The following is a 23,717-nucleotide window of genomic DNA, read 5'->3' as shown; positions in this document are numbered from 1 at the left end:
GACGGATGGCCGACGTGGCGTCCTGGACGTTGGACGAGCTGGTGCGACGGGTAGCCGCCGGGCTGGCCGACCCGGCGTATCCGGGCGCACCCAACGGACGCGTCCGGAGCCTGCCCGATCGGCGGGTTGTCCGCTGGTACACGACGACCGGACTCATCGACCGGCCGACCATGCAGGGACGCACGGCGCTATACAGCCCACGGCACCTGCTGCAGATCGTCGCGATCAAACGGCGCCAGGCCGAGGGCCGCTCGCTCGCCGACATCCAGGCCGAACTGGCGGGAGCGACCGACGAAACGCTGCGCAAAGTCGCCGCCGTGCCCGACGAACTCATCGGTGCGGATCCGGCGGGGCCCGAGGAGGAGCCAGCGTCGAGTCCCGTTCGCCGACAACGCTTCTGGGCCGATCCGCCCGCTGCCGCCGAACCGGCGGCCAATGGCGACGGCGCTGACAGTGTCACGAAGCTGGCGGCCGTGAGCCTGCCCGGCGGGGCACTGTTGCTGCTGCCTGCCGGATTTGGGGGCGGCCGACCCGACGAAGACGACATCGACGCGATCCGTGCGGCCGCTCAGCCGCTGCTTGAAATGCTGGCCGAGCGCGGCCTGCTGTCCCCTGATGAACGGAGCCCCTCATGACCGTCCGCATCACGTCGATGACCGACGCTGAGACCGATCGGGTGGCCGGCCCAGACGACGAGGCTGGGCTGGGCGCTCTGAGCACCGAACGCGGCAACCTGCCGCTGGAGCGCGTCGACGTGCGCGCGGAGATCACCGGGCTCACCAGCCGGGTCGAGCTGACGCAGGACTTCGTCAATTCCTTTGACGTGCCCCTGGAAGCCAGCTACGTGTTCCCGCTGCCGGATCGGGGGGCGGTCACCCGGATGCAGATGACGGCCGACGGGCGGGTCGTCGATGCGGAGCTGCGGGAGCGGGAGGCCGCCCGCCAGGCCTACGACGAGGCCATCGCGACAGGCCGGCGCGCGTCCATCGCCGAGGAGGAGCGGCCGGACGTTTTCACAATGCGGGTGGGCAACATCTTGCCCGGCGAACGGGTCAGCGTCGCTCTTACACTCGTCAACCCCCTGGCCTACGAGGACGGCGAGGCGACATTCCGCTTCCCGCTTGTGGTTGCGCCGCGGTACATCCCGGGCTGCGCCCTTGTGGATATCGCGGTCGGCGACGGCCACGCCGATGACACCGACGCCGTCCCCGACGCGTCGCGCATCACCCCACCCGTGCTGCTGCCCGGTTTTCCCCACCCGGTTCCGCTGTCCATCGAGGTCGGCATCGACCCCGCCGGTCTCACCCTGTCGGGGGTGCGGTCGAGCCTGCACGCGGTGTCCACCGACGAGGGGCTGATACGGATACACCCTGGCGAGCGGGCCGACCGGGATTTCGTTCTGCGGCTGCGCTACGGCGCCGACAACCTCACCGATTCGCTTGTGCTGGTCCCCGATTCGGAGGGCAACGAGGGCACCTATCAGCTGACCGTGCTGCCGCCGGCGTCCAGCGCGCCGCCGCGCCCGCGGGACCTGGTGCTGGTGCTGGACCGCTCCGGCAGCATGGCCGGCTGGAAGATGGTGGCGGCCGGCCGCGCCGCGGCGCGCATCGTCGACACGCTCACCAGCGGAGACCGGTTCGCTGTCTTGACATTTGACGATCGGATCGACCGCCCCGCCGGGCTGCCCGACGGGCTGGTCGAGGCCAGCGACAGGAACCGGTACCGCGCAGTCGAGCACCTCGCCCGCGTTGACGCACGCGGCGGCACCGAGATGGTCGGGCCGTTACGGCAGGCCCTCGCGTTGTTGGGCGGGTCGCGCAACGGCGAGGCCCGCGACGCGATCGTCATCCTCGTCACCGACGGGCAGGTCGGCAATGAGGACCAACTCCTGCACGAGCTGTCCGGCGACCTGCAGCGGGTGCGCGTGCACGCGGTTGGCGTCGACCAATCCGTCAACGCCGGATTCCTTTGGCGCCTGGCCAGTGTCGGCGGGGGGCGCTGCGAGCTGGTGGAAAGTGAGGACCGCCTCGACGAGGCGATGGACGCGATTCACCGCCGCATCGGCGCGCCGCTTGCGCACTCGCTGTCGCTGCACGCCGAGGGACTGGCGATCATCGAGGACACCGCGAGCCCGGCCCGGCTGCCCGACCTGTTCCCGGGGGTGCCGCTCGTGGTGAGTGGCCGGTACCGGGGCAGCGCGTCCGGCTCTCTGGCCCTGCGCGGCACGACGCGTGACGGCGGGGACTGGTCGGCCACCGTCGCCGGACAATGCCGCGACGCCCCGGCGGTGACCGCTCAGTGGGCCCGGGCGCACCTGCGTGACCTCGAGGATCGCTACGCCTCGGCTCCCGCGGACGACTTGGAGAAGCGAATTGTCAAGACGTCGTTGCGGTTCGGCGTGTTGTGCAGGTTCACCGCATTCGTTGCGGTGGATAGCCGCGTCGTTGCCGAGGGGGGAGTGCCGCACCGCGTGATGCAGCCGGTAGAGGTGCCGGCCGGTTGGGAGCAGCCCACAGACCATCGCGACATTGTGTTTGCGGCCGCGCCACGGTCCCTATTGGCCGAGGCCGCCGTGATGCCGAGCCAACCCGCTCCATCGGCCAAGGCGTCATCGTCGAAATCGCAAGCACGAACCGTCAAGCTGCGCAATGTGATCGCGGCGGCGGTGGTCGGCGCGTTGCTCATCGGCGGTGGCTGGACCTGGTCGCTGAGTCGGGACGGTTCCCCCTCGGTGACGCGCGACGGCATAGTGGCCGGCAAGATTCCAGCATCAGGGGACACTGGCGCCTCGACCGAGATGAGGGCCGGCGTTCCCGAGAACACCGTGTCGGTACCAGAAGCACCGCCACCGCCGCAGGCCCCCGCGGACGCCACCTTCAAACGCGACATCATCACCACCGGATCGATGCAGATGATCGTCGCCGAACCCACCCAGGTGGCCGACCGGCTCGTCACCGCCGTCACCGATGCTGGCGGGCGCGTGGACTCGCGATCGGAGCGATCCGGATCCTCGTCGCCGACAGTGGACCTCGTGTTGCGCATTCCCGCGGACAAGCTCGACGCGGTGCTGGCCGATGCCAAGAAGCTGGGGACGGTCGACTCGATGTCGATCGGGCACAGCGACGTGACTTCGCAGCGCGTCGACCTCGATGCCCGCATCGAGGCGTTGCAGACCTCGGTCAATCGACTGCTGCAACTGATGGGCCGAGCGGGCAACGTCGCCGACCTGCTCGCGGCAGAGTCATCGCTGGCCCAACGACAGGCCGAGTTGGACTCGCTGCGGGCCCAGCGCGCCACGCTTGGCGACCAGATTTCCTACGCGACGATCAACGTCAACCTCTCGACCAAACCGACGGTGACTCAGCCTGGTTTCCTGAGCGCACTTCAACACGGGTGGCAGTCGCTGCTCTCCGCTCTCCACGGCGTCGTAATGGCTGTCGGATTCCTCATCCCGTGGATACCGGTTCTGGCCGTGCTGGCATTAGGTGTTGTCTTGGTGATGCGCCGCAAGCCTTTCCGGAGTAAACCTTCGGGCGAAGCTAGCCAGGCCGATTGAGTTCCTCGAATCGCGCTAAGGCCAGGTCGCGCTGTGCGGGGTCGAAAGCCTCGACATGCGTGACGCGGCCATCCTCAAAGAGGGCGAATTGAATTAGCGGAATCTCGATGGTGACGCCGTCGGTCGACGTGCCTTTCAGGACGAAGTGTACGACAAGACCCTTCGCGGATAGGGCGACAACCTCGGCAGGTTCGATCCAATAGTCGGGTACGAGCGACTCAATCATCTGGCCGGATGACATATGTTCGGCTACCGTTTGGACGCCCGGACTGGCCAGCTGCCGGTGGTTGACATGCGTGGCGCCTTTGGTCAGCATGGCGAGCGCTTCCCGGTCATGGCGGTTGATGATCTCGGTCACCCGCTGCGCAAACTCGACGATCTCGGGGTGGGCGACCTCTCCCGATGCGATCCAGCGAGCGGTGAGTTCAGTGAACGCGTCGTTGATGTCGTCGGGATCGAAGCTGACGCAGTCGAGCATTAGGCCGGCGTCGTCGACTTCCGCGACTTGCAAGAACTCGACCGTGATCGGTCGATCGGCGTAATCGGTGTCCCGGTAACAGACATGGATCAGCGTAAGGCGAGATCCCCTGATTGCGATGGGGTCCACCGTCACCTGCACGCTGATGGGTACTGTCTCGAACATCGCTTGTACAGCCTTCTGCCGTGCGGGACCGTGGAATTCATCGCGCAGGCCTTTTCGCCGGCCCTCATAGCGCAGGTCCGCATTGGTGAGCGCAAGGAATCCGTCCATGTCGCGACGGTTGGACGCGTCGGCCATGCGGGACCATGTCCGTGTGGCGGAGTTTTCAAGTCGCGGTGCCCGGTTGAGTTCATCGAATCTCGCGAGCGCGGCATCGAGGTCTGCCTCGTCGAACATTTCGCAACGGCTGATCAGGTCGCCATCGACGGTGAAGATGTCGATCATCCGCCACTCTGCGTCGAAGTCCTCGTGTGAAATGCCACGCGCGGTGTGAGTGACGACCGCTCCGAGGTCGCTCAGACGGTGCACTGTCTCGATGTAGATTCTGATCTCTGGCGTGAGGTCCCAAACGGCACGGATGGATGCGGGCAGATCACCCGCCTCGATCGTTACAAGCGGCCGGTGGTCGATGAAGCTAAAGTCCGGCGTCATTGCGGGAAGTTCGTGTCGGTTGACCCCGGCGTAGATCCCCGAGACGACCGACCACGTGTGCGCATGGGCCGCCGCTTCCCCGGCGAGGTACCGGGCGTCGAGCTCTGCGAACGCAGCGTCGATGTCGTCTGGATCGAAGCTCACGGTGTAGTGCGTGAGGCCGTCGTCGCCGAGTTCCATAACGTTCAAGAACTCGATGGCGATCGGTCGATCGGCAGCATCGACGTCGCGGTAACACCCGCGGGCCAGCGCGAGGCGAGCCCCCCGGATGGCGATGGGCTCGGCCTCCATCCGCCAGCTGCTGGGTGCCATCTCGAACACCGCGAGCACAGCCTTGGGCTTCGCCGGACCGCCGACAAGATCACCCAGGCCTTTTCGCCGGTCCTCATAGCCAGCGTCAGCACTGCTGACAGCAAGTACACCGTCCAAGTCGCGGCGGTTAAACGCGTCGGTTAGGCGTGCCCAGGCCCGGGTCGCGGCATTCTGAACTGATGGCGCTGGCTGATCGAGCTCGTCGAACCTCGCGAGCGCGGCGTTGACGTCTGTCTCGTCGAAGATTTCGCAGCGGTTGATGAGGTCACCTTCGACCGTGAAGAAGTCGATCATCCGCCGCTCCGCGTCGAAGCGCTCTTGCGAGCTCCCATACGCTGCCGCGGTGACGACTGCCCCGAGGTCGCTCAGCCGATGCACGGCCTCCATATAGATGCGGATGTCTGGCAGTTGTTCCCAGATGGCAGGCAGGGATGCGGGCAGGTCATCGATCGTTACGAGCGGTCGGTGGTCGACGTAGGTCCAATCCGGGGTCGTTGCGGGAAGTTCGTGCTTGTTGAACGCAGCGTAAAGCGCTGCATTGAGCGACCATGTGTGCGCGTGAGCGGCCGCTTCGCCCGCGAGGTAGCGAGCGTCGAGTTCCTCGAAAGCCGCGTCAATTTCGTCAAGTTCGAACGAAACGGTCGCGACGATCCGCTCGTCGGCGTCGATCTCGGCGACGCCGAGCATCTCGGCGCCAACGTCTCCGGCCATGCCGCGGTTGAAGGTACGGACGTGAGCGAGGGCGAGGCGTTCCCCACGTGTCGCAATCACTCTCGAAGATATGGTCTCTGCGCCGACCTCGGCGGCGGCTCGCATGTCCGTGATTTGCACATCGCGGCCGCGTCGAACCCCCGCGTTCACGACACGACGGCGATCGTCCGCGACAATGTCGTCGGCCAGTAGCTCCGCCATGGCGGCCCAGTCCCGGGCCGAGAAGCACGCCTGGTATCGCTCGACTATTCGGCCTGCCGCATTTTCCAGCCGTGGCGGCGGCGGTTGCAGGTCCTCAAATCGGGCGAGCGCGGCGTCGAGGTCTGACTCGTCGAAGACCTCGCAGCAGTTGATCCGGTCGCGTTCGACCGTGAGAAGGAGGATAATTCGCCATTCGGCGCCAAAGCCTTCTGGCGAGTTCCCATTCGCCTGATAGGTGGCGACCGCTCCGAAACCGCTGAGCCGATGCACCGCCTCGGCGTGGATGCCGAAGTCTGGCGTGACGTCCCAAACCCGCAGGGCTGCTTGTGAATAAGCCTCGACTATGGGCAGCGGCCTGTGGTCGACGGTGATGTAGTCCACCGTGGTGAGCTCGTGTCGGTTGAACGCGGCGCATTCCTCTGCGATAACCGACCACGTGTGCGAATAGTCGGCCGCTTCTCCCGTGAGGTACCGGGCATCGAGCTCCTCGAAGGCGGCGTCGACGTCATCGAGGTCGAACGTGACGAGTGCCGCTATCCGTTCTTCGGCGTCGATCTCGACGATGCCGAGCGTCTCGGTATGGAACTCCTCGGGTCGCTGATCGCGGCCCGAGAAGAGGACACGACTAAGGGCGAGGCGCTCGCCACGGTTAGCGATGACGGTCGACGTGATGTTCGTCGTCCCGAGGCCAACGGCCGTCTGCATATTTGCGATCTGCACGTCTCGACCACGTCGGATCCCAGCGTTCACGACCCGCCGGCGATCATCGCTGCAACTGTCGTCGGCCAGGATCTCCGCCATCGCGTCCCACTCGCGGGCTGCGAAATACGCCTGGAGGCGGTCGTATACCCGCGTCGCCGAGTTTTCCAGCCGCGGTGCCGGTCGGTTTAGCTCATCGAATCTCGCCAGTGCGGCGTCGAGGTCTGCTTCGTCGAAGGCTTCGCAGCGGCTGATCAGGCCACCGTCGACCGTGAAAATGCCGATCGTTGGCCACTCGGCGTCAAATCCCTCTTGCGAGGTCCCTGTCAGGACTTGGGTGACGACGGCTCCGAATTCGCTCAGCCGATGCACAGCCTCGACGTAGCCGCTGACGTCCGGAGCGAGGGACCGCAAGCCACGAAGAGCTGCGGCGAGATCAACCGCCTCGATCCGTACGACCGGTCGATGATCGATGAAAACCGAATCCGGTGTCGTCGGGGGGGATTCGTGCTGATTGAGTCCAGCATAGGCTCCCGCGATGACCGACCAAGTATGCGCGTGGGCGGCCGCTTCGCCAGCGAGGTATCGAGCATCAAGCTCCTCGAAGGCGGCGTCGATGTCGTCGGCGTCGAATATCGCGTTGGCGGTGAACCGGTTGTCGGCATCGATCTCCAGCACGCCGAGCATGTCGGCGCTGATCTCCCCGGCTTCAAAGCCGTGGACCGAGGACCGAATACGAGTGAGGGCGAGGCGCTGCCCGCGGGTCGCGATGACTGTCGACGTAAGGCCTTCGAACCCGACCTCGGTGACCGCTCGCATGTTGGCCATATTGACATCACGACCGCGCAGGACACCGGCGTTCACAACCCGGCGGTGATCATGGGATGAAAAATCGCCGGCCATTGTCTCGGCCATCGCGGCCCAGTCTCGGGTCGCCAAGCAGGTCCAAAAGCGTGCTGCCACTCGGCTTGCCGCATTTTCCAGTCGTCGCGCTGGCGGGTGCAATTCTTCAAAGCGGGCCAGTGCGGTGTCGAGGTTTGCCTCTTCGAAGACTTCGACGCGGCTGATCAGACCACCTTCGACACTGAATAGCTCGACCATCCGCCATTCGGCGTCAAAGCCTTCTTGTGTGGTCCCGTTCAGCACTTGGGTGGCGACGGCTCCGAGTTCGTCCAGCCGATGCACAGCCTCGAAGTGGACGCTGAAGGTTGGAGTGATGTCCCACACTGCGCGAAGAGTTGCGGCCAGATCAGCCCCCTCGATCGCCACGACCGGTCGATGATCGATGTAAACCGGATCCCGCGTCATTGCCGGAAGTTCGTGTCGATTGAATCCGGCGGGGGCCCGGGCAATCACCGACCACGTGCGCGCGTGGGCGCCGGCTTCGCCGGCGAGGTACCGAGCTTCGAGTTCGGCGAATGCGGAGTCGATATCGTCGAGATCGAACAGGATGCGCGCCGTGACCCGGTTGTCCGCGTCGATCTCGACGATGCCAAGCATGTCACTGTGGAACGCCTCGGGTCGCTGGTCGCGGCCCGACATCCGGAGTCGAATGAGGACAAGGCGATCGCCACGGGTTGCAATGACCGTCGACGTGAAATTAGCCGACCCGAGGTCGGCGGCCGTCCGCATGTTCGCGATGTCGATGTCACGTCCGCCTAGGAGCCCGCTGCCGACAACCGAACGGCGGTCGTCAGTGAAGATTTCTTCGGCCGAGTTCTCAGCGATTGCAGCCCAGTTGCGCGCCGCGAAGTCGGCCTGGAAGCGCTCGATTAGTTGGCTCGCCGCGTTTTCCAGCCGTGGCGCCTGCGGGCGCAATTCCTCAAACCGTGCGAGCGCGGCGTCGAGGTCTGCCTCGTCGAATAGCTCGCAGCGGTCGACCTGGTCACCTTCGATGGTCAGGACCTGGATCATTCGCCATTCGGCGGCAAAGCCTTCTGGGGAAGTGCCAGCCGCGGCATGGGTGACCACCGCTCCGAAATCGCTGAGCCGATGCACCGCCTCGATGCGGATGCTGAGGTCTGGTGTTTGGTCCCAAAAGGCGTGGACGGAGGCTGTCATGTTGCTGGACGCGAACAGTGCACCTGGCCGGTGGTCAACGACTACCCAGTCCGGCGTGGCGAGTTGGTGTTGGTTGAACGCGGCATAGCTACTTGTGATGACCGACCACGTGTGCGTGTGGGCGGCCGCATCGCCGGCGAGGTACCGGGCATCTAACTCGGCGAAAGCGGCGTGGATGTCGTTGGCGTCGAACATGACACGAGACGCGACGCGCTCGTCGGCGTCGACCTCGACGACGCTGAGTACCTCCGTGTGGAACGCTTCGGGCCGCTGGTCGGGACCGGACCATCGGGCACGGCTGAGGACGAGACGTTCTCCCCGGGTCGCGATAACGTCTTGCCTGCCGAAGATCATTTGGAGATCGGCGCTTTTCTTCAAGTTTGCGATCGCGATATCACGACCGCGCCGGAGCCCGGCGTTGACCACGTGACGACGATCGTCGCTGCAAAAATTGTCGGCCAGCGCCTCGGCTGCTGCGCCCCAGTCGCGGGCTATGTAGTACGCAAGGAGGCGGTCGCTGGCTCGGCTTGCCGCATTTTCCAGCTGCCGCGTCTGTTGGTGCAGTTCGTCAAAGCGCTCGAGCGCTGCGTCGATGTCCGCCTCGTCGAACAGCTCGCAATGGTTGATCGTGTCGTCGCCGAACGTCAGAAGTTCGACCATCCGCCACTCGGCCTCGAAGCCTTCTTGTGACGTCCCATAGGCCGCGTGGGTCACGACCGTTCCCAGGCTGCTTAGCCGATGCACGGTCTCGATATAGATTTTGATATCCGGCAGAAGGTTCCAGGCGGAACGGATGTACGCGGTCAGATCACCCCCCTCGAACGTTTCGCGTACCCGGTGGTCGATGGTCACCCACTTCGACGTGGTTTTGGGTAGCTCATGCCTGTTGAGCGCTGCGTAGCCCTCAGTGATTTCTGACCATGTTTGCGAGTGGGCGGCGGCTTCGCCGGCGAGGTATCGGGCATCGAGTTCGGCGAAGGCGGCGTCGATGTCGTTGAGGTCGAACAGGATGCCCGCCGCGATCCGGTTGTTGGTGTCAATCTCGATGATGCTCAGTAACTCGAGGCCGAACGCCTCGGACCGCTCGTCGCCGCCCGATACGTGAGTACGGGTCAGCACGAGGCGCTCCCCGCGGGTCGCGATGACGAACGACTCGAAGTTCTTGACCCCGACGTCGACAACGGCCCGCAAATTCGCAGCCTGGGCATCCCGACCGCGTTGGATGCCGCCGCTCACCACCCGACGACGATCGTCACTACAAATATCGTCGGCGACCATCTCCGCCATGGCGTCCCAGTCGCGCGCCGCGAGGTACGCGTTGAAGCGGTCGTACATTCGGCTTGCCGCGTTTTCCAGTCGCCGCGTCGGTGGGTGAAGTTCCTCGAATCGTGCGAGCGCGGCTTCGAGGTCTGTCTCGTCGAAGATCTCGCTATGGCTGAATCGGTCGCCTTCGACCATCGTGAGGTGGATCTCGTGCCACTCCGCCTCGAAGCCCTCTCGCGAGGTCCCACGCAGCGCTTGACTGACGACTGCACCGAGGTTGCTCAGCCGATGCACGGCTTCGATGCGGAAGGAGATGTCCGGAAGTTGATCAAAAGCGGTACGGGCGAATTCGATCATGTCACCCGGCGCGAACGCTGCCAGCCGGCGGTGGTCGATGTTAACGAAGTCCGGCGTAGTCTGGGGAAGCTCGTGTCGGTTGAGTCCGCCGTAAAGGCCCGCGACGAGCGTCCATGTGTTTGCATACGGGGCCGCTTCGCCTGTGAGGTAGCGAGCATCGAGCTCTTCATATGCGGCGTCAATGTCCTGCAGGTCGAACACGACGGCCGCCGCGGTCCGCCCGTCGGCATTGATCTCAACCACATGCAGAACATCGAGCTGGAACGTTCCGGGCTGCTGGGCTCGCGTTGACGCGTGGATAAGCATGAGAGCGAGGCGCGTGCCGCGGGTCGCCACGGCAGTCGACGTGGTGTTCTGGAATCGGACGTCGACGGCTGCCCGCATATTGTCAATCACGGCCTCCCGACCGTATCGAATTCCGCCATTCACGCCGCGCCGGCGATCGTCGACCAAGGCGTCGACGGCCAACAGCCCCGTCATTGCGTCCCAGTCGCGCGCATTCATATGCATCGGAAAGCGCTCTGCCACTTGACTCGCCGTGTTTTCCAGTCGCGCCGCCTTTTTGTGCAGCTCCTCGAAACGCGCGATCGCGGCGTCGAGGTCTGCCTCGTCGAAGATCTCGCAGCGGTTGACCACGTCACCGTCGAGCGTCAAAAAGTGGATTCCTCGCCACTCGGCGTCAAAGCCCCTTTCCGAGGTTCCATGCGCAGCATGGGTGACGACTGCTCCAGAGTCGCTCAGCCGATGCACGGCCTCGATGTAGCCGTAGAGGTCAGGAGTGAGATCCCAAGCGGTGCGGAGGTTTTTGGCCAGATCACTCGCTTCGAACGTTGCGCGTAGCCGGTGGTCGATGTTCACGTAATCTGGCGCCGACGGTGGGACTTCATGCCGGTTCATTGCGGCGTAGCCCGCGGCGATGACCGACCACGTCTGCGCGTGGGCGGCCGCTTCGCCGGCGAGGTATCGAACATCGAGTTCCTCGAAGGCCGCGTCCATGTCGTCGAGGTCGAACGAGAAAGCCCCGACAATCCGCTCTTCGGCGTTGATCGCGCAGATGCCAAGCAACTCTCCGAGAAATGCCTCGGGCCCTTGGTCGCGGAACGAGAAGCGGACACGCATGAGGGCAAGGCGCTCCCCGCGGGTTGCCACGATGGTCGACGTCACGTTCGTGAGCCCCAAGTCGGCGATCGCCCGCAGATCCTCGATTTCGGCGTCTTGACCATCTCGGAATCCCGCGCCCACCACCCGGCGGCGATCGTTCTGCGAAAAGTCGTCGGCCACTATTTCCGCGATGGTGTCCCAGTCGCCTGCCACTAAGTGCTCCAGCAACCGCACACCTGCTTGGCTTGCGGGGTTTTCCAGACGCGGTGTCGGCCGGCTTAGCTGATCGAACATCGCGATCGCGGCGTCGAGGTCGGCCTCGTCGAATACCTCGCAACGGTTGAGCATGTCACCTTCCACCGTTACAACGGTGATCACCCGCCACTCGGCGTCAAAGCCCTCTTGCGAGGTCTCATGCGACGCGTTGGTGACGACCGCTCCGAGATCATTCAGCCGATGCACAGCTTCGATGGAGTTGCTGAGGTCAGTCGTGAAGTCCCACGCGGCATCGAGTAACGCAGGCATTTCACCGGACGCAAACGATGTTCCTCGGCGGTGGTCGATGTTCACCCAATCTGGCGTGGTCGGCGGCAGTTCGCGCCGATTAAGCGCGGCGTATGCCTGCGTGACGACAGACCACGTGCGTGCGTGGGCCGCCGCCTCACCGGCTAGGTACCGGGCATCGAGCTCGGCGAAGGCGGCGTCGATGTCGTCTGGGTCGTATGCGACGCGTGCCAGGATCCGTTTGTCGGCGGAGGTTTCGACGATAATGAGCATCTCGATACGGAATCCCCCAGCTTGGTGGTCTTCCCTCGAGATGCACGTCCGACACAGAACAAGGCGTTCACCTCGAGTGGCGATGACCGTCGCCGCACTTGTCTTCGCCCCAATGTCGGCGAAGGCCTGCATGTTCGCGATTTCGACATCCCGACCGCGCCGGATTTCGGCGTTGACGACCCGTCGATGATCGTCGACAGACGTATCCGCGGTCAGTAGCTCCGCCATAGCGGCCCAGTCGCGCGCGGCGAAGTACGTCCGGAAGCGCGCGTACGCTTGGCTTGCGGCGTTTTCCAGCCGGGGTGCGGGGCGCCTCAGCTGTTCGAACCTTGCGATCGCGGCGGTCACGTCCGTCTCTTCGAATACCTCGCAGCGATTTACCATTTCACCGTCGACCATCAATAGCGCGACGCCTCGCCACTCGGCCTGGAAGCCCTCGCGGGAGGTCTCATGGGCTGCGTAGATGATGACCGCGCCGAGGTCGGTCAGCCGATGCACGGACTCGATATAGATGGTGATGCCTTGGTCGAGATCCAGTCCGGCGCGGAGGTATGCGCTCAGGTCGCCGGGCCCGAACGCTGTCTCGCCTCGGTGGTCGATGTTGACCCAGTCGGGCGTGGTTGCGGGAAATTGGTGGCGGTTGAGTGCGGTGTACGCCGCCGCGATGACCGACCACGTGTGCGCGTGGGCGGCGGCTTCGCCGGCGAGGTAGCGTGCGTCGAGTTCGGCGATAGCGGCCTCAAAGTCGTCGGGGTCGAACGACACAACCGCGACGATCCGCTCTTCGGTATTGATCTCGGCGATGCCGAGCACATCGGTGACAAATGCCTCGGGCCCTTGGTCGCGGCCCGAGAAGCGAAGACGTGCGAGGGCAAGGCGCTCCCCACGGATCGCCATCACGGTAGGCACGTTTGCGGCCCACAGGTCGGCGGATGCTCGCATGTCTGCGATGTAGGTGTTTCGACCATCGCGGACTCCGGCACCCACCACGCGACGGCGATCCTCGTAGCCAAAGTTGTCGGCCAGGATCTCCGGCAAAGTGTCCCACTCGCGAGCCGCGAAGCATGCCAGGAAGCGTTCAGTCACTTGGCTTGCCGCGTTTTCCAGCCGCGGTGCCGGCGCGCTGAGCTGTTCGAAACTCGCGATCGCTGCGTCGAGGTCTGGCTCGTCGAACATCTCAGAGCGGTTGATCAGGTCGCCTTCGACCGTGAGCAGGATAACTTCCCGCCATTCGGCGTCGAAGCCCTCTTGCGAGGTTCCGTGCACCACATGGGTGACGACAGCACCGAGGTTGTTCAGCCGATGCACGATCTCGACTTGGGCCCTTACGTTGGGCGCGAGGTCCCAAGTGGCGTGCATGTATGCGGTCAATTCGCCGGGCGCAAACGCCCTCGCCCGTCGGTGATCGATGGTTTCGCAGTCCGGTGTCAATCGGAGTTCTTGCTTGTTCGCTGCGACGTACGACCGTGCTACGGCCGACCACGACCGCGAATAGGCGGCCGCCTCGCCGGCGAGGTACCGGGCGTCCAGCTCGGCGAACGCGGTATCGATGTCGTCGGGCTCGAACACGACCCGGGCCGCGATTCGATTGTCGGCGTTGATTTCCACGACGCCCAGGGTGTCGACGAGGAAGCCCTCGGGCGAATGGTCTGGGCCCGAGTGGCGCGTACGCGTGAGGATGAGGCGCGTGCCGCGGGTCGCAATGACGGTCGACGTCATGTTCGTGCCCCCGAGGTCGTAACCGGCGCGTATGCTTGCGATTTCGACATCTCGGCCGTGTCGGATACCAGCGCCCACCACGCGACGGCGATCCTCACTGGAAAAGTCGTCGGCGAATATTTCCGCTATGGCGTCCCAGTCGCGGGCCGCGAACCGTTCTAAAAAGCGTTCGGCCACCCGGCTGGCCGCGTTCTGCAGCCGCCGTGCCGGCCGGCTGAGCTGATCGAACCTCGCGACCGCGGAGTCAACATCCTGCTCGTCGAATACCTCTGCACGGCTGACCATTTCGCCGTCTACTGTCAACAGGTTGATGCCCCGCCACTCCGCAGCGAAGCCCTCGTGCGACGTTCCATTTCCTGCCCACGCGAAAACCGCGCCGAGGTCGCTCACCCGATGCACTGTCTCGATGTAGATGTCGAGCTTTTGGTCGAGATCCCACCCTGCACGGATGTATTCGATACCCTCACCGGGCGCAAAGGACGCCACCCGGCGATGGTCGATACTCGCCGCATCCGGTGTCGCCGCTGCGACTTCGCGCCGATTGTGGGCGACGAGAGCACCGGCGACTACCGACCATGTGCGCGAGTAAGCGGCCGCCTCACCGGCGATGTAGCGGGCGTCGAGTTCGGCGATGGCTGAGTCAAAGTCTTCGAGGTCGAACACGACATCACCCACGATTCGCTCTTCGGCGTCGATCTCGACGATGTTGAGGGCGTCGTTTTGAATCGCCTCGGGGTCACGGCCCGACACGCGAACTCGGAGGAGGGCGAGGCGCTCGCCGCGGGTTGCGATGGCGCCCACCATCGTCATCGTGAAGCCGACGTCGGCGGTCGCCTGCGCATCTTTGATATTGGCATCTCGACCGTGTAACACCCCGGCGTTGACCACCCGCCGATAATCGTGGACGGAAACGTTGTCGGCCGTTATTTGAGCCACGGCGTGCCAGTCGCCGGCCGCGACATACGAATAAAGGCGCTCGAATATGCGCGTTGCGGTGTTCTCCAGCCGCGGTGCCGGTCGGCTCAGCTGATCGAACCTCGTGACGGCGGCGTCGAGGTCTGCCTCGTCGAATAGCTCGCATCTGTTGATTAGGTCGCCTTCGACGGTCAGCATGTTGATTCCGCGGAACTCGACGTCGGAGCCCTCCTGCGAAGTCCCATGCCCCACCCAAGTGACAACCGCTCCAAGATTGCTCAGCCGACGCGCGGTCTCGATGTAGACGCCGCCGTCGGACAAGAGGTTCCACGCGGTACGGATGTACGCCGTCAAGTCACCGGGCGTAAACGCTATCCCTCGTCTGTGGTCGACATTCACCCAATCCGGTGTTGTCGGGAATAGCTCGCCCCGGCTGAGCGCGCCGCACGCTGTTGTGATGACCGACCACGCGCGCGAGTGGGCTGCCGCCTCGTCGGCGAGGTATCGTTCGTCGAGCTCGGCGATGGCTGCATCGAAGTCGTCGAGGTCGAACACTACGCGTGCGACAACTCGTTCGTCGACGTCGATCTCGATGATGTCGAGGGCATCGGTGTGGAATGCCTCGGGTCGCTGGTCGCGGCCCCAAGTTCGGACACGACTGAGGACGAGGTGCTCGCCGCGGGTCGCAATGACATCTGACGTCACGTTCTTAACCCCGATTGTGACGAGTGCCGAAATCTCGGCGATCGCGGCATCCCGGCCCTGTCGGAGGCCGGAATTGACCACGCGACGCCGATCCTCGCCGGAAATGTCGTCGGCCAACATCTCGGTTATTGCGTCCCAATCGCGGGCCGCAAAGTAAGTGCTCCAGCGCTCGTGAACCCGGCTTGCCGCGTTTTCCAGCCGAAGCGCGGGCGGATGTTCTCCCTCGAATCGGGCGTACGCGGCGTCGAGTTCTGCTAGCGCGGCGTCGAGGTCTTCGACGTCGAACCACACCTGCAGCGCGATTCGACCCTCCTCGTCGATGCCATATAGCTGAAGCAGTTCATCCTGCGGCGCGCCAGGGGTCGCGTCGGCCGTGCCCACCATCAATCGAGAGAGAGCCACCCGCTCGCCTCGCGCGGCGATCATGACGTGGTTGACTCGCATGGCGCCCGTCTCGAGATCGCGCCTCGTCTCACGCCGCACCGCGTCCGATGGGAGTGTAAAGCCGATGATCTTCCGGCGACTCTCGATCGAGGCCTCGGGTGCGAACAGCCGCTCGAACTCGTCCCATGCCCCGCGAGACATAGCGGACATCACGCGTTCGCCCGCTCGCACACACGCGCTGTCCAGCTCGACCGTCGGCGTTTCCGGTGCAGCCGGGGCAGTCGCAAGGTCGCGCCCGCCGAGAACGAGACGCGCCTTTTCGACGAGAGCCGCGGCCCCTTTCCGCTCCCAGAGACCGACTGCTCGCTCCGCGGCGGCTCGTGCCCCCGCGACGTCGCCAGCAGTACCCAACACCGTTGCCAGCGCCAGACATGCGTCGCCATGGTCAACCAGCGCGTCGGTGCGTTCGGCCAGGCTGACAGCAGCCTCGGCAACCCGCCGAGCCTCACCGTGTTCATTGCCGCGCGAAAGCAGCTGCGCCCGTAGCGTACGCCAGGCGATCGATGGTTTCAGTGCGTGACCGGCGAGACGCTCACTCTCCGAACACAATTCGTCGGCCTCGACATCTCGGTCGAGCAACAGACACGCGCGACCCAGCAGCGCGGCGGTCTCGGCGGTGTCGGCGTCAAGGCCCATCCGACGAAAGCCGTTGTAGGCCTGGCGCAGATGCGCCTCGGCCGCGCCAGGATCGTCCACGACCAGCTCGACGATGCCGGCAAACTGCTCGACCTCAAGAAGGGCATGGCGCAGACCGAGCTCGGTGACCGTGCGCCGGGCCGAGTCGATCATCCGTCGGGCCGCCGCGGCGCGTCCGCGGAACGCCTCCAACACCGCCTGGCACCGCGTCGATGTCGCTTCGACCGCGGGTGAGTCGGTCGTGATTCGGAGCAGCCGCACCACGTCAAGACACCGCCCGCCCGCGCGCGGGACCGGGTTGGGTCCCCACAGCGCCGCGAGTGGCGCTTGCGCCAACACGGCGTTCACCCGGCGGTGTTCACGCGCGCGCCGCGCCGCTGTGAGAGCGTCGTCGAGGGCGATTTCGCAGTCGCCGATTCTCCCGAGGCGGGCGAGGCACCCGGCACGGACGGTGTGCGCCTTGGCTTCTCCGGCGGCGTCGTCTAGTTCGGCCAGCTTGTCGGCGGCCGCGCCCACCGCGGCTTCGACCTCGTCCAACCGCTCGGGGTGGATCAGCATCGACAGCTGGCCGTCGAAGCACGTGGCCCATGCCGCTAGCCGGGCCGAATCGACTGTCGCTGTTTGTAATTGCGAGACCGCGCCCGCGGCCGAGGCTACGTCACCCGCGGCGAGGGAAGCCTCGCAGCGTGCGATCAGGAGCTCGGCGGCCTGGTCGTCGCGGTCGGGAAGCTCCTCGTCGATCTCCTCGAGCGCGTGCAGGGCCCGATCGTAGAGGTCGGCGGCGCCTTCGTAGGCGAGGCGGGCCATCGCCTGGTCTGCGGCACGCCGGCAGTACTCGACGGCCTTGGCCGCGTTTCCCGCCCATGCACATTCGAAGTAGTGGTGAGCCAGTTCAGCGAGCCGCTCGTCATCGGCGCCGGACTCGTTCTCCAACGTCGTGGCGATGCGCTGGTGCAGCCGCATGCGCCGTACCGACGGCAGCTCGGCGAGCAGCGATTGCCGGACGATGGCGTGGTTGAACCGGTAGCGACCGCCGGGCTCTTCGATGACGATGCCGGCCTTGGACGCCTCGTCGAACGCATCGACGAGGTCGTCTCCGACCACCCGCTCGACCAGTTCTAGGGCAAACCGACTGCCGACGACCGCGGCTGCCGCAAGCGCCTTGTTTGTCTCCGCCGGAAGCCGTGAAAGTCGTCGGCTTACGGCTTCACGGACCCCTTGTGGCAAGGTGCTCGGATCCCAATGGCCGCCACTTTCCTCCACGTGGCGCAGGGCCTCGATGAGGAAGAAGGGGTTGCCGCCGGTGACCGACGCCAATGCTCGGGCCAGCTCTTCGTCGTCGTAGCCGGCCTCGGCGACATACGCGGTCACGTCGTCCTCGTCGAGGCCGCCGAGCTGAAGGCGATTAGCGCTGCCGGAACCGGCGCTGCGGTGGAGGTCGGCGAGCATCGCCGCCAGAGGGTGGGAGCGGTCGAGATCGGTGCTGCGATATGTGCCTACGATCTGGACGTGGGCCTGCTCGCCGAAGCGAAGCAGATGTCGTAGCAACAGCAGCGTGGGTTTGGCCGCCCAGTGCAGGTCGTCGAGTATCAGGACGACGGGCACGCTGGCGGAGGCAAGTCCCAACAGGGCAACGACGGCGTCGAAGAGGGCGTAGCGTTCGGTGTCCGGGTCGGCGCGGGTGGGCGCGGCCAGATCGGGCAGCACATCGGTCAGCCCGGGAACCAGGGCGAGCAGTGCTTCAACGCCGCGCAGCCCGCGAAGCCCACGGCTACCGAGGCACGGCACCAGCGAACGCAGGGCCTCCGCGAACGGCTGATACGGCGCACCGAGGTCCTCGTCGCACCGGCCGTAAATCACCAGGGCGCCTTGCTCGTAGGCCTGTCGCGACCATTCGCCGGCCAGACGCGTTTTGCCGACGCCCGGTTCGCCGGCAATCAGCACTGCGTTCGTGCCGCCGGCGAGCGCGGTCTGCCACGCGGAGAAAAGCCACTCGAGTTCGCGCCCGCGCCCCACGAACGGCCCCGGGCCGGCCAGCACCGCGGGCAGGCCAGGGCGCTCCACGGGCACATCGATTGACACTGTCTCGCCGGCGGTTTGTAGCCGGAGTTCGAAGACGTGCTCTGGGCGCGCGAGGTTGCGCAGCTCGCGCATCCCCAGATCGGCCAGCGCAACGTCATCGGGCAGTGCGTCGATGACGAGTTCGGCGACCGCGCCCGAGCAGAGGATCTGGCCGCCCACAGCCAGCGACCGCAGGCGCGCGGCGCGATTGACGGCCCGACCGAAGTAATCGCCGTCGCGAAGCTCAGCCTCCCCGGTGTGCAACGCCACGCGGATACGCATTGGCTCCCGTAGTGCCCACGGCTCACCGACGATGCCTTCTTGCAGCTCTATAGCGGCGGCGGCCGCCGCCGACGGCCGCTCGAAGACTGAGAACGTGGCGTCGCCCTCGCCGCGCGTCTTGATCAGCCGTCCGCCGCGTGACGTGACGACCTGTTCGACGAGTTCGTCGTGTCGTGCCAGCGCCACCGCCATGGCGTCGGCCTCTGCCTCCCAGGCGGCGGTCGACCCCTCGATGTCGGTCAGCAGGAAGGTCACGGCGCGAGTCATCGCCGGAGGCTGTTGTGCAGCAGGGGTTTCCAACGCCGCGTCCTGTGCGACGATCGCGGTCTCGAGGCGGCGAAGCTCCGGTCCGGGGTCGACCCCCAGTTCATCGGCGAGCAGTGCCCGCGCCCGTTGGTAAGCGCCGAGGGCTTCACCCTGCCTGCCGGTGCGATAGAGCGCGAGCATCAGCTGGCCCCAACGCCTCTCGCGCAGCGGTGCGTCGGCCACGGCGGCCTCGAGCTCGCCGATGATCTCGGCGGCGCGGCCCGTGGCGAGCAGCGCATCGGCACGATCTTCCACCAGCGCGGCATGGCCCTCCATCCACCGCGTCTTTTCGGATGTCCCGCGCCGGCCATCGGGCAGTTCGGGGATACCGCGCCAGAGGGCAAGCGCCTCCTCGAAGCGGGCCACCGCTTGGCCGGTGTCGCCGCCGGCCGCGGCATCTCGACCCAGCCTTGCGGCCGCCTTGTAGCGCGAGACATCGACCCCCGTCCCGGCCAGGGTCCAACCCGCTCCCTCGGTCAAAACAAAGCCGTCACCGAGGATGCGACGCAGCAGGGAGATGTGGGTCTGCAGGGCCTTGCCAGCGGTGCGCGGCGGATCGTGGCCCCAGAGCAGTTCGACGAGGGTATCGGCCGACACAACCGAACCGCCGTGCAGACCGAGCATCGTGAGGATGGCGCGAGGTTTGGCGCCCGGAATCGTGACCGGCACGCCGTCGCGCCGGACCTGGACAGGTCCTAAAACCCCCAGTTCCACCTCTAAAAGAGTAGTCACGTCCGCAATCGTCGGTAAGACGATTCAACAAGCAGTCAAGATCGAGTAAAAGCTGTCTCACCTGTAATTTCTGAGGATGCGAATTTCTTCCGCGCCCTTCGCCTACGGTTGAGCAGCTATCACGGTCGAGGAACCGACAATCAGGCTTGGACGGCGGCGGCAATCTTGTTGACGACCTCGCCTGCTTGGTCGGCGGTGTCGAATCCACACCAGAGCGTGTCGATGATGACGTTGTTGCGCACTCCCATCGCGCGTTCGCAGGAGAAGCCGCGACCGGCGTCGAGGGTTTGCACGATGCTCAGCGTGGTGTCGGTGGTCACCAGCCCGCCCAACTTCCAGGCGACCGGGTTGTCGCCGGGTTGGGTGATGGTCAGCGGCCGGTTGGCGCAGGTGGCCCACCGCGGTTTGGCTTGGCTGAAGAATTGCTGGGCCATGTCGGCGTCGCGCAACCTGACCACGGCCTGAAGTAAGGCATGCTTGTTTTGGTCGACTTTCGAGTGAGCGTTATCAAGGAACTGTCCTTCCAGCGCGATCCAGCTGCTGTCTCGGTAAACGGTGGCCTCGACCGGTGAGTAGGCGTCGAGACAATTCCGGTCGGAAACCACGTCGTCGCTGTGCGACATCTCGGCGATCGGTCTGCGCAGCGCCATGCTCGTCGTTTGCCCGACGGCATTGACGTCCCTGGCGCTCAACAGCAGGTTCGCCAAGCGCGCGTTGAGGATTGGCGGGGGTTGCCAATGCCCCAGGTTCGGCGCCGCCACGGGTCGCCCGGTGGCGGACACGGTGCAGCCGGTCAGCATCAGGCACAGGCCCGCCGCGGCGAGAACCACGTAGCGCAGGCCGGCCACGATGCGGTGTGCGCGCCCGGCACCGAGACCGGGTCCGGATCCCGTCACTGATGTTGCAGTCATCTTCTGTTCTCCTGCTCGGTCGTCCAACCGCACAACACCACAACTGAGATTTAAATTCACTCTGTCGTCTTTTTCGGCCTCGTGTGCGCTCAACTATGACGTTATGAACAGCAAAAACGGTTGTGAAATGCCGATTATGAACTATCTATGCGTTTTGGGCATGAACCGGAATGTGTCGTGACCGGTCACTTCCGGCCCCGGTAGACGATCGCTTGAGTGACGCTGCCGCCGTTGACAGTCGGCCCGAGCAACGTGGTGTAGGTGTTGGTCGCCGGGTCGTACGCCAGCAGCGAGGTGCCGGGCCCGCAGCCCGCCGTGGCCACGAGCACCAGCTTGTCGCCGGTCACGCCGTTGACGAGAACGCTGTCCGACACGCCCGGGATCTTCACCCGCGTGGTGTGCCCGTCGGGAGTCAGGCGCGACAGGAACATGGTGCCGCACGCGCCGATGGACTGAAGGAACGTGCCGCTGGGCAATTGCCATGCGTCGACGTCGCCGTAGTCGCCCTTGAACCCAGGATCATCCCCCTGAGCTGAGTTGACCGCGGTCAGCGCGGTTGGCGTCGTGCCGTCGACGGGCACCTGCCAGAGCTGACCGGTGGAGGAAAACGGGGCTGCATCGGTGCAGCGAGCGAGCACCACTGTTGAGGTCCACCACCGAACCGGTGAGCACGCGGTGAGCGTCCCCGGGACCTGCAGCGCCTTGAGGGGCGACCCGTCGTTACCCACGAGGGCAAGGCCCTTGGACGAGCCGCGGACTAACTGCGTGCCGTCGGGCGTCGGAAGGGCCCCGCCCTTGTAGTCCTGTCCCAGCGGATACGTCAGCTCCTGGTTGCCGGCGAGATCGACGCGCTGCAGCGACGATCCTTCGCCATAGCGGCCCTTGCCAATCAGCACCGCGGTGCCATCGGGGCGCGCGTAGCCGATCGGGCTGCCGTCGACGACGGTGAACGTAACCTGTTTGCCGTTGCGAAGGTCGACAGCGATGGCCGTGCCGACCGATAAAGACCCGGGCTTGGTCGCGTAGAAGAGGGCGTGGCCGCCGTCATTCGACCAGTCGACCAACCTGGCGTCAGAGCCGGGCGGGAAGGTGCTGATCGGGTAGCGCCCACCGGCCGGGTCGACCAGATACAGCGTGGTGGTGACCGTGTCCGGGTTGGGCTCGGTGGGGGCCGGTTTCACGCCGGGTCGATGGCTGATGGCCGGGCTCCACAAGGCGAGCATCCAACCCGGGCCGACCTGCGACCACGGGATGGCCTCGATCGGCGCCTCGACACCATGGGCCGCCGGCTGCGCGGCCACTACCGGACTGCCCGACGGGCTGTGCGCCGCGGTCGAACCCGTCGCCGACGAGCAGCCGGCGGCAAGCACCGCCGCCACGGCGACGATGCCCACCTGAGTGCGCCATGCCGTAGCGTGTGCGAATCGCCTCCGACGGCGTCGAATGTGTTTGTGGTTGATGTTGATTCGTTTCCCTTCTTGGATTAGCGGAGTAGCGTGGCGAGTTCGGTGCGGAGGACTGTGACCTTGTGTGGCCCGCCGTTGTCCTGGACAACTTGGTTTTGGCCGAAGAAGAAGATCACCGCGTCGTCGGTTATCGCGAAGGCCTGGTACGTCTTCTCATCGAGATCGGCAGACGGCGCGTCCAATTCGCGCCGGACGATCGGGTTGAGCACCTCGAGCGGTTTCGCGCCGGGCTTGAACAGCGTGTCGAAAGTGATCGGGGATTGCTTGGCGAGGTCGAAGTTGAACGTCTGGTATGTGGTGTTCGGGTGACCTTCGTTGGCCAGGCCGGTGTCGTTGTCAACCTTGAGTACCAGGCTTTGCGTGCCTGACTCCGGCGTTCCCGAACGGTAAGTCTTGGCGGTGACGACATACTGATAGGGCCGACCGCGCCCTTCGCGCGGCCCGAACTGGGCGACCCAATCGATGAATCCGTCGCGGCCGTGTCCCAGGAAATCGGTCACCCGCTGCGGGTCCGGGTAGTCGAGGGGAAAGGTCATCTCGATCTTGTAGGTGGAGGTGGCACTTCGGACGTGGCAGAACCCGTCGGGGCCTACGGTTCCGCCGAGGTCAGTGCACATCGAATCCCCGTGTGTCGCACGCGATGTGGTCGCTGTCGCCGACACCGCCGTCGATGTAGTCGGGTGCGCGATGCTTGACGTGCCGCACCCCGCCGCACCGGCTATCGACGCCGCGGCCGCGAGTGTGATGAGAAGGCGACGCAACTTGGTGTTCATGCCGGTGTCCATCACAGGGCCGGCAGCTCGAGGATGCGAAAATGGGAGCTGTCGTTGAGATACACGTTGCCCTTGGTGTCGACCGCTACGCTGGCGGGGTTCTTGAGGTCTCTGAACGGCAACACGGTTGGGCTACTCGCGTCCGCATCCAACTTCAATACGCGGTTGGCGCCGAAGTCGACGACGTAGACATTCCCGCTCCCGTCGACCGCCACATCGCTGGGCAGCTTGAGGTCGGCGAACGGCAGCACGGTTGGGTCAGTGGCGCCGGGCGCCAGCTTCAGCACTCGCTTGCCGTCGGAGTCGACGACGTAGACGTTGGCGCTGCTGTCCACCGCCACACCGTCGGCTCGAACGCCTTTGAACGGCAACACTGTTGGACTAGTAGATCCCGGCTCGAGCCGCAACACCCGGTTGGTGCCCGAGTCGCTGACGTAGACGTTGCCGCCGATGTCCACCGCAACACCCGCGATCCGATTGAGGTCGGTGAACGGCAGGACGGCGGGGCTCGTGGTCCCCGGCATCAATTTCAGCACCCGGTTCTTGAAGCCGTCGGTGGTGTAGAGGTTGCCCGCCGCGTCTACCGCCGCATCAAGG

The 23,717-nt window shown here is 65.3% G+C and carries 6 protein-coding genes and 1 pseudogene; 2 read left to right on the top strand and 5 right to left on the bottom strand.

Going from position 1 to position 23,717, the window contains the following annotated elements:
* The first annotated feature begins 5 nt into the window (after positions 1 to 5).
* Entirely contained in the window at positions 6 to 635 is a 630-nt protein-coding gene (locus tag JWP83_RS26595; RefSeq protein WP_297737369.1) for a MerR family transcriptional regulator, read from the top strand.
* On the top strand, positions 632 to 3,556 hold the full coding sequence (locus JWP83_RS26590; RefSeq protein ID WP_297737366.1) for a DUF4349 domain-containing protein: 2,925 nt from the start codon (positions 632 to 634) through the stop codon (positions 3,554 to 3,556). Before JWP83_RS26595 ends, JWP83_RS26590 begins: the two co-directional genes overlap by 4 nt.
* Here JWP83_RS26590 and JWP83_RS26585 read toward each other — a convergent pair.
* From JWP83_RS26585 to JWP83_RS26565, 5 genes and pseudogenes are all read right to left on the bottom strand, one after another.
* Entirely contained in the window at positions 3,540 to 19,952 is a 16,413-nt protein-coding gene (locus JWP83_RS26585) for a BTAD domain-containing putative transcriptional regulator (protein WP_297737441.1), read from the bottom strand. The genes JWP83_RS26590 and JWP83_RS26585 overlap by 17 nt on opposite strands.
* Positions 19,953 to 20,110: 158 nt before the next feature.
* Entirely contained in the window at positions 20,111 to 20,881 is a 771-nt protein-coding gene (locus tag JWP83_RS26580; RefSeq protein WP_297737363.1) for a sensor domain-containing protein, read from the bottom strand.
* A 185-nt stretch (positions 20,882 to 21,066) separates the two neighbouring features.
* The gene (locus JWP83_RS26575; RefSeq protein ID WP_297737360.1) at positions 21,067 to 22,275 is read right to left on the bottom strand and encodes a hypothetical protein; all 1,209 of its coding nucleotides are present in this window, start codon (positions 22,273 to 22,275) and stop codon (positions 21,067 to 21,069) included.
* Positions 22,276 to 22,364: 89 nt separating this feature from the next.
* Positions 22,365 to 23,120, bottom strand: coding sequence for an esterase (locus tag JWP83_RS26570; protein WP_367185673.1), 756 nt, complete (start codon positions 23,118 to 23,120; stop codon positions 22,365 to 22,367).
* Between the two features lie 11 nt (positions 23,121 to 23,131).
* Positions 23,132 to 23,717, bottom strand: a pseudogene (locus JWP83_RS26565) (serine/threonine protein kinase); the annotation flags it as partial.

The sequence above is a fragment of the Mycobacterium sp. genome (assembly GCF_025965855.1).
GTDB lineage: Bacteria > Actinomycetota > Actinomycetes > Mycobacteriales > Mycobacteriaceae > Mycobacterium.
The sequence above is the reverse complement of the archived record's forward strand: the minus strand, read 5'-3'. Positions and strand labels throughout refer to the sequence as shown.